We start from the raw sequence: 7,648 nt of genomic DNA on the forward strand, positions 1-7,648 counted from the left end.
GCCGCTTTCTCTTCGACATCGTTTAATATTAATGAGCGGTTTTAGCCTCAATCTGCTGAGCGGCATCAACCGGAGCTTGGCTGACTTCAATCTTGCGCGGCTTCAACTGCTCTGGAATTTCGCGCTTGAGATCAATGTGAAGCAAACCATTTTTAAGGCTGGCGCCAGCGACTTCAACAAAGTCTGCGAGCTGGAAGCGGCGTTCAAAAGCACGCGAGGCAATGCCACGATAGAGCACTTCACCGACTTGTGAAGCATCATCTTCTGCCTTCTGACCCTTCACGGTCAACTGATTACGATGTGCTTCAATCTCAAGTTCACTTTCCGAAAAGCCCGCAACGGCCATGGTAATACGATAGGTGTTCTCACCGGTCCGCTCAATATTATATGGCGGATAGGACTGCGACCCTTCTGGCGATGCAAGCGTATCAAGCATCGAGGAAAAAAGGCGATCAAAACCAACCGTGGAACGGTAGAGTGGAGAAAAATCAACGTGACGCATGTATAAGCCCTCCTTAAGAGCGACAAAAATGCATTGGTTTGGCGGCAGAACTCCCATTCTGGCGAATTCTTCATGCCGGCGATCCCGTTATCGGCGACCGCAAAACTTACTTGGGAATGCCCCTTTTTCATTTCAAGGCTGATTTCGGGGTATTTTGCATTATTTGCGGACAGATACATGTCAGCTTGCATGCTTTATATCACACTGCGACTAGCTGTTTATCGCAATAACAGTTCAACCCTTATGACATTCTTTGCAATGGCCACTTCACAAAACTGAAAATCGCCTGAAAGCTTCCTGTTACTTTTTATAATTCTTTATTCCGTTATAGTGTCATATAAATTTCAGCCGGGACAGCAAGCTGCATGCCAGATTTTCTTTTTGGAACCGAAGCAAACCCTATTCCCGCCGGGACTAAGGCGGGTCTGTTTAAAGCTAAAGATAATATCGATCTGCGCTATGCAATCCTTAAACCGCAGACAACACCTTCACTTGGCACAATTGTTCTGCTGCAAGGCCGAAACGAGTTTATTGAAAAATACTTTGAGACAATGTCAAATCTCAGTGGGCGTGGTTTTACCGTCGCCACAATGGATTGGCGTGGACAAGGCGGCTCGCAACGCCTCCTCAAGGATCATATGCGGGGCTATGTGCGGCGTTTCAGCGATTATACGGATGATCTCGATCAGTTTTTTACTGAAATCGTTCTCCCTGATTGTCCTCCACCTTATTATATTCTAGCACATTCAGCAGGCGCGCTGATCACTTATTCGTCCATGCATAAGCTGGTTTCACGTGTTAACCGCATTGTGCTTTGCGCACCGCTTATAGGATTGCGATCAGTACAATCAGAAAACGATAAAATGCGGCGCATGACAACAGTCTTGCGCTGGCTCGGTATGGGAAGAAAATATGCAACAGGTGGGCGTATCAATAAAGAGCGCCTATTTGAAAACAACCCGCTGACCAGCGATCCTGTGCGTTTCGCACGGAATATGGAAGTTGTGCGTAACAACCCTCGTCTGGCACTGGGTGGTCCAACCTTCAGTTGGATCGGCAATGCACTGAGTACCGCCGTACGCATTCATCAACCCGATTTTTATGAAGGACCGGCAATGCCCGTCCTCATTATTGCTGCTGGCGCGGATATGGTCGTTTCGACCGCTGCAACGGAACGATTTGCCGCACAGACACGCAATATTTCGCTTGTTGTCATCGACGGTGCCCGCCACGAACTGCTTCAGGAAGCAGATTATTATCGAGAGCAGGCTCTGGCTGCCTTTGATGCCTTCATTCCTGGTACATATGAAATGGAAGCTCTGCCAGACAGCCTGGAGCCTGAAAATCCCGATCAGCCGTAATTCACTCACTATTGAGCAGATCAAGCACTGCCTTGTGCAATTCCGGCGAAGCGGCAGCAACAATATCCCCGCCCTTTTCTGCCGGCCCACCATCGCGTTGCGTTACCACGCCGCCTGCCTGCTCAATGATCGGAATAAGCGCAACAATGTCATAAGGTTGAAGACCTGCTTCCACAACAATATCAACAAAGCCGCTGGCAAGCATCGCAAATGCATAACAATCGACACCATAACGCGATAGGCGAACGGCTTTTTCCAACCGGTCGAAGCCTTTTCGCAAATTGCCCTTGAACAGCGCTGGCGTGGTGGTAAACAATGTCGCATCTTCAAGCTTTGCCTGAGCACGTACGGCAAGGCGCCGTGGCTCAGCACCATCGCGAACCAGATACGAACCATTGCCGCCACTATAGAAAAGCTCTCCTGTAAATGGCTGGGACATCATACCCGCCTTGGCATCACCTTCCACCGTCAAGCCAACCAACGTTCCCCATACCGGCAGTCCCGAAATAAAAGCGCGCGTACCATCAACAGGATCGATCACCCAGACATGACTGCGATCAATATTTTCCGGCCCATATTCTTCACCAAGAATGCCATGATCTGGAAACTCACGACCAATCACCGCACGAATCACCCGCTCCGCAGCACGATCGGCTTCCGTCACCGGATCGAAACCAACGGTATATTTGTTGTCGACTTCATTAAACTGACGAAATCGCGGCAAGGTTTGATGCGCTGCAACCAAAGCGACCTCGAAAAAAAATGCCTTATCTATCAGCAATCCCGAACTCCCGTTTCCTTAAGATGATGCACCAATATGCAATCCTTACCAATCATGCCTATAAAATGAGCTTTTTATTTTAAGCTCAAAAAATACGCATAAATTCTTGACCTATAAGGGTCTTCCACGTAATTTAAAGACCAGACAGGTTATCCTGTCGATGCCTTTCGGGGCATTTCCTCCCTAGTCTTTGGCCGCGCTTCTTCATTGCAGCGCGGCTCTTTTTATGAAAGCGAAAATTTATTCTGCTGCAAGCGGCGAGACGACCAGAAGCTCATCTGGCAGAGAGGTAAGATCGCTCAGGAATTGATAGAGATCGCCACATAAAGCATCAAAACCAACCAGCTTTTGTAAAGTTTGCTCATTCATGTAGAGGCTGCGATTGATCTCAATCTGCAAAGCATAGCAAGCTGCTGCTGGCCTGCCATAATGCTCGGTAATAAAACCACCAGCATAAGGCTTGTTATGCGCAACCGTGTACCCAAGCCCCTGCAACAGCTCAATTGCTGCCTGTGTCAATTGTTCACTGCATGATCGCCCAAAGCGATCACCGACAATGAAATCTGGTCGACCACCGGCCTCCCCGGAACGGGCACCTCCCGGCATGGAATGGCAATCAATAAGAACAGAATATCCAAACCGTTCATAGGTCGCCTTCAACAAACCATCCAGTGTACGATGATAGGGCTTATAAAGCTGCTCAATACGATAGAATGCTTCTTCCACTGCTATGCGGCCAGGATAGATCCGCAACCCCTCACCAACGAGACGCGGCACCGTTCCCAAGCCTCCAGCAACACGTGCAGACTGGCTGTTCACGAAAGGCGGCAAAGCCTCGGTAAACATGCGCGGATCAAGCTCATAAGGCTCGCGGTTCACATCAAGAAAGGCACGGGGAAAATGCGCCTTGAGCAAGGGGGCGCCAAGACGCGGAACGGCAGCAAACAGCTCATCAACATAGCAATCTTCCGAATTGCGTATGGCGAGCGAATCGAGTTGCGATTCTTCCAGAAAGGACATCGGATAAACACGCCCACTATGGGGCGAATTAAAAACGAAGGGAATCCGCTGCTGCGCAGGCGCACAAATCTCAAAGGGAGGAATCTGATTGAAATCACGTTCCATACTCATAATTTCCATCCGTCCTGACTGCACCCGGCCAACAAGTTACAGAGCAATTGAGTTTATAAAGCAGTACCTTACATGAATGCCGGATCATTCACTATCCGGTATTTCAAGCCCAGCTCTCATCCCGCAGACCAGCATTTCCAACGACAAAAAGCTGTATCATAAAACAGTTTGTTGCCAAATACTGACCATAACAATTAACATTTGCGAGAGCATTCATTTCATATTTACCAAAAGAGCGTTTTCTATAAGAAATGCTGAGTCGTTGACCACGCACAAAGCTGTGCATGAGCGACATGAAATTCGGACGGACCAATGAAGAGAATTCTGCTAGCTGAAGACGATAATGATATGCGTCGTTTCCTCGTGAAAGCACTGGAAAAAGCAGGCTATCACGTCACTCATTTCGATAATGGCTCCAGCGCCTACGAAAGACTGCGCGAGGAACCTTTCTCGTTGCTGCTGACTGACATTGTTATGCCGGAAATGGATGGGATCGAACTTGCACGACGCGCGACTGAAATCGATCCAGATCTCAAAATCATGTTTATCACCGGTTTTGCAGCAGTTGCGCTAAATCCCGATTCTGATGCGCCACGCGATGCAAAAGTACTTTCCAAACCTTTCCATCTACGTGATCTGGTAAACGAAATCGAAAAAATGCTGATTGCCGCATAGGCAATCAGTTTTCCATTTGAAATTTGGTAAGCTCTTCAACAAAAACAATAAAAAACTTCAAAAAAGCATTGACGAGCTTAACGCGATATGGTGTATGCGCCACATCGAATGGGCGTATAGCTCAGCGGGAGAGCACTACATTGACATTGTAGGGGTCACAGGTTCAATCCCTGTTACGCCCACCATTCGAACTCCAGAGATAACAATGGCTGAGGCCAATCTCGACAATCTCAAAATCTAGTCGTTGCCTGTCAGTGTCACCGTTGTGTCACCATGGCGGAAAACGTGTGACACTTGCCGCGCACGTCTTAATCCGTATAAATGCGTCTTATTAAGGCACTGAGTCGTCGAGTAGCAGCCGGGACGCAAACAAAGCCCTGATGCAAAATGGCAATCAGACTGACCGGAGCATACCCAATGAATGTGGTGCCCATGAATCAACAAGCAGACGTGGAAGAGTTTACCGACGATCCGTTTGATGTCCACTTTTCCTATGAACAACTGAGCCGTGAAGATGAAGTGCCCGCCAAAGAAGACGCGGCAGTCATCAAGGCACATATGAAGTCCGCAGCCGAAAGCATTATCACAGTCGGCACCGCTCTCAAGCGCCAGCAAGTCAGGCTGGAAGAAGTCGGGTATGGTCTTTTCAAGCAATGGATTGAGCATGAGTTTGGGATGAGCGGGAGTAATGCACTAACAGTAAACCCGGATCACCCGATGGGGGCAGACCATGCGTCTCTGCCAGTTTTCAACATCTCAGTAAAAGGCGCAGAAATAAAAATAGAAATGCCAGTGAGGTTTCTAAGTAGAACTCAAGAGATTATGAGGGAATTGAACTTTCGCTTTATTGATTGTATAGACCCGGATAGTGGTCCAGGACAGGTAATGATTTCCAAGAAATCTGTATAATGAAAAGGCCATCTAATTTGATTAGATGACCTTAACTTTAAATATATTCTATCAATTTTTTATAGTGCCAAAAAATTCCCCTAAAGCCACTGAGTAACAAAACTCTATAGATTTTAAGACTTTTCGATGCTTTGTATGCCATCCAGGAGTTTTTAAGGACATACCTCAATGCAATCAATTTATCAGTGCGCCGTCCTACAGCTGATTCAAATGCTGCAACATTTCTTATGTCGCATTTATATTTCCACAAATTTTGATGCGTGATTTGGCTGTAGTCTGGCAGATTATTATTGGGAGTGTCATGCACAACAACACTATTATCTAAATAATAGCATTCAAAATTATAAGAAAGTCGCCTTGTGTACTCTGTGTCGTCATACCAAATAAAAAACTCTTTGACCGGCAATCCAACACGCTCCACACCTTCGCGAGTAATAAAACACGAAACAAAAGAGTTGGATAAGCAAGGCAGAGCTGATGGTGCCTCATGAAAAGCGCCATTAGGCGGCCATTTTGAGACTGGTATATTCATCAAACATACACTGCCATCAGTCCATTCAACTCGACTAGATAAAAACCCAATATTTTTTATTCCTTTAGTGTGCTGAACAAAAAATGGGCTATTTACTACGGCCTTTAAACAGTCGGATTTGGGATATACATCATCATCCATGACCCAAATCCAGTCTGCCCCTACATTGCACGCAGCTCGTATTCCAGCATTGAACCCACCAGCACCACCGCCATTATGATTTAATAAATGCGGAGTTATATTTAATGTTTTGGCATTTTCCAGCAACCACTCACGCGTTCCGTCTGTGGAATTATTATCAACAACATGAATCGTTCGCACAGTAATTGATTGTGCATTGATAGCACTAATACAAGATTTTAATTTCTCAAGCCGATTAAAGGTTACTACAACGGCATCAATATATGGATTTTCACGGCTCATATTCTCGCCACCTTACGCATTAGGCGCAGAAAAAAATTGCCATTCAGCTTTCTAAGAACTCTGTCTTTTAACTCAAATGCTTCTCGACCTTTTTGTTCAATACCATAAAGTTTGGTTTCCGTATCCCACATCTGAGCTCCCAAAGTGATCAATCCCGCATAACCAAAATCTCCTCTATTCAATTCTTCTCGAATAAGTCGATTTCGAATAAGCATATCATGATATTGATGATCAAACTGTTTCTTAACAGAATTTATTGCAGCCTCATCATCAGACAGCTCTCGTATATGATAATTAGCCAAGTAATCTACAACTTTATCTATATCAAATTTTCTTAAAAACCTAAGATAGAACTCCCAATCACCACACACCTTTAATGACTCATCATAAAGACCAATGTCATCATGAACGCTTCTTAAGTATAGAAATGAAATAGGAACAAATCTATTTATACAAACCATTCTTGATATTGACGGGACGCCAGTATCCCACTTAAGAGAACTTAATATCGTTATTTTATTACCTCTAACATCCTCGTGTATTTCGTTTATATTGCATGTCACTCCTTTACACTCAGACACCTCTAATCTTGAAATCATTTTTTCATAAAAAGTTCTCTCAATCGTATCATCATCATCATGTATATGAATATATTTTGATTGCGATTTCTTAATGCCTCTATTAGAAGCGGCCTCCATTCCTATGTTTTTTTCATTATGTATAACAATGACAGGCATACCAGCATCTTGATATCTGGCGGCTACTTTATCAACCGGCTCAGCCTCTCCACCATCATTAACAATCACCCATACAAAATTCCGATAGGATTGCCTTAACAATCCATCCGCCGCTCTATCAAGCATATAGACGCGATCTTTGGTTCGAGTGATTACAGCAATTTCATAAAAATCGATGCCGGTATTTAAGTCTGAGGTCGACATATAGGAACTTTCATATCATCCGAAGCAAATTTAAAAGATCATCAAAAGTTGCAAGAGGTATCTCGATGATTCATTTTTGTTATTACAGGGTAATAAATCTGTGATTATCAAACATAATATTGTCGACCACCATGAAACCCAACAATTCCTCTCGCAACATAAATTACCAGGTTCTCATCAGAGCTAGCAATCATAAATATCCCCTCCCACGTTACACGCAGGAATAACCACACCTGTCTGTACCATGCCCTACCCTTACCGTTAATTGTGCTCAACACGTATATTGAACAACGGTAATGGTCAAACGTTAACTAAAAGAGGTGGTTCGGTTTGTCTGAACAGTTTCGGGCGTTTCGTTAAGTGGATTTCCGCCGCGATTATGCCGCCACCATC

8 protein-coding genes and 1 tRNA gene are annotated in these 7,648 nt (G+C 45.1%); 4 read left to right on the top strand and 5 right to left on the bottom strand.

Going from position 1 to position 7,648, the window contains the following annotated elements; genetic code table 11:
* Positions 1 to 28 precede the first annotated feature (28 nt).
* A complete protein-coding gene (locus FHY56_RS02120; RefSeq protein ID WP_140903509.1) occupies positions 29 to 502 on the bottom strand; it encodes an Hsp20 family protein in 474 nt (157 codons plus the stop codon).
* 365 nt (positions 503 to 867) lie between these two features.
* On the opposite strand from FHY56_RS02120, the gene FHY56_RS02125 reads away from it, so the two are divergent.
* Positions 868 to 1,863 carry an alpha/beta fold hydrolase gene (locus FHY56_RS02125; RefSeq protein ID WP_140903510.1) on the top strand — a complete coding sequence of 332 codons (996 nt, stop codon included), beginning with the start codon at positions 868 to 870 and terminating at the stop codon, positions 1,861 to 1,863.
* Between the two features lies 1 nt (position 1,864).
* Here the strand turns inward: FHY56_RS02125 and hisN are convergent, their stop codons facing one another.
* Both hisN and FHY56_RS02135 read right to left on the bottom strand, forming a co-directional pair.
* Complete coding sequence (gene hisN, locus FHY56_RS02130) at positions 1,865 to 2,644, bottom strand: histidinol-phosphatase (RefSeq protein WP_140903511.1); 780 nt, start codon at positions 2,642 to 2,644, stop codon at positions 1,865 to 1,867.
* A gap of 240 nt (positions 2,645 to 2,884) precedes the next feature.
* Complete coding sequence (locus tag FHY56_RS02135) at positions 2,885 to 3,775, bottom strand: N-formylglutamate amidohydrolase (RefSeq protein WP_140903512.1); 891 nt, start codon at positions 3,773 to 3,775, stop codon at positions 2,885 to 2,887.
* Positions 3,776 to 4,087: 312 nt separating this feature from the next.
* On the opposite strand from FHY56_RS02135, the gene cpdR reads away from it, so the two are divergent.
* The 3 genes from cpdR to FHY56_RS02150 all read left to right on the top strand — a co-directional run bounded on the left by cpdR (position 4,088) and on the right by FHY56_RS02150 (position 5,359).
* The gene (gene cpdR / locus FHY56_RS02140; RefSeq protein ID WP_140903513.1) at positions 4,088 to 4,450 is read left to right on the top strand and encodes a cell cycle two-component system response regulator CpdR; all 363 of its coding nucleotides are present in this window, start codon (positions 4,088 to 4,090) and stop codon (positions 4,448 to 4,450) included.
* Between the two features lie 110 nt (positions 4,451 to 4,560).
* Positions 4,561 to 4,635, top strand: a tRNA-Val gene (locus FHY56_RS02145).
* A gap of 232 nt (positions 4,636 to 4,867) precedes the next feature.
* Complete coding sequence (locus FHY56_RS02150; RefSeq protein WP_140903514.1) at positions 4,868 to 5,359, top strand: hypothetical protein; 492 nt, start codon at positions 4,868 to 4,870, stop codon at positions 5,357 to 5,359.
* A 37-nt stretch (positions 5,360 to 5,396) separates the two neighbouring features.
* Here FHY56_RS02150 and FHY56_RS02155 read toward each other — a convergent pair whose 3' ends face one another.
* Positions 5,397 to 6,314: a glycosyltransferase gene (locus FHY56_RS02155; RefSeq protein ID WP_140903515.1), complete on the bottom strand. Its 918-nt coding sequence runs from the start codon at positions 6,312 to 6,314 to the stop codon at positions 5,397 to 5,399.
* Positions 6,311 to 7,255, bottom strand: coding sequence for a glycosyltransferase family A protein (locus FHY56_RS02160; protein ID WP_140903516.1), 945 nt, complete (start codon positions 7,253 to 7,255; stop codon positions 6,311 to 6,313). Before FHY56_RS02160 ends, FHY56_RS02155 begins: the two co-directional genes overlap by 4 nt.
* Positions 7,256 to 7,648 lie beyond the last annotated feature (393 nt).

Origin of the sequence: Brucella gallinifaecis (genome assembly GCF_006476605.1) — a bacterium.
In the GTDB taxonomy this organism is placed as follows: Bacteria; Pseudomonadota; Alphaproteobacteria; order Rhizobiales; family Rhizobiaceae; genus Brucella; species Brucella gallinifaecis.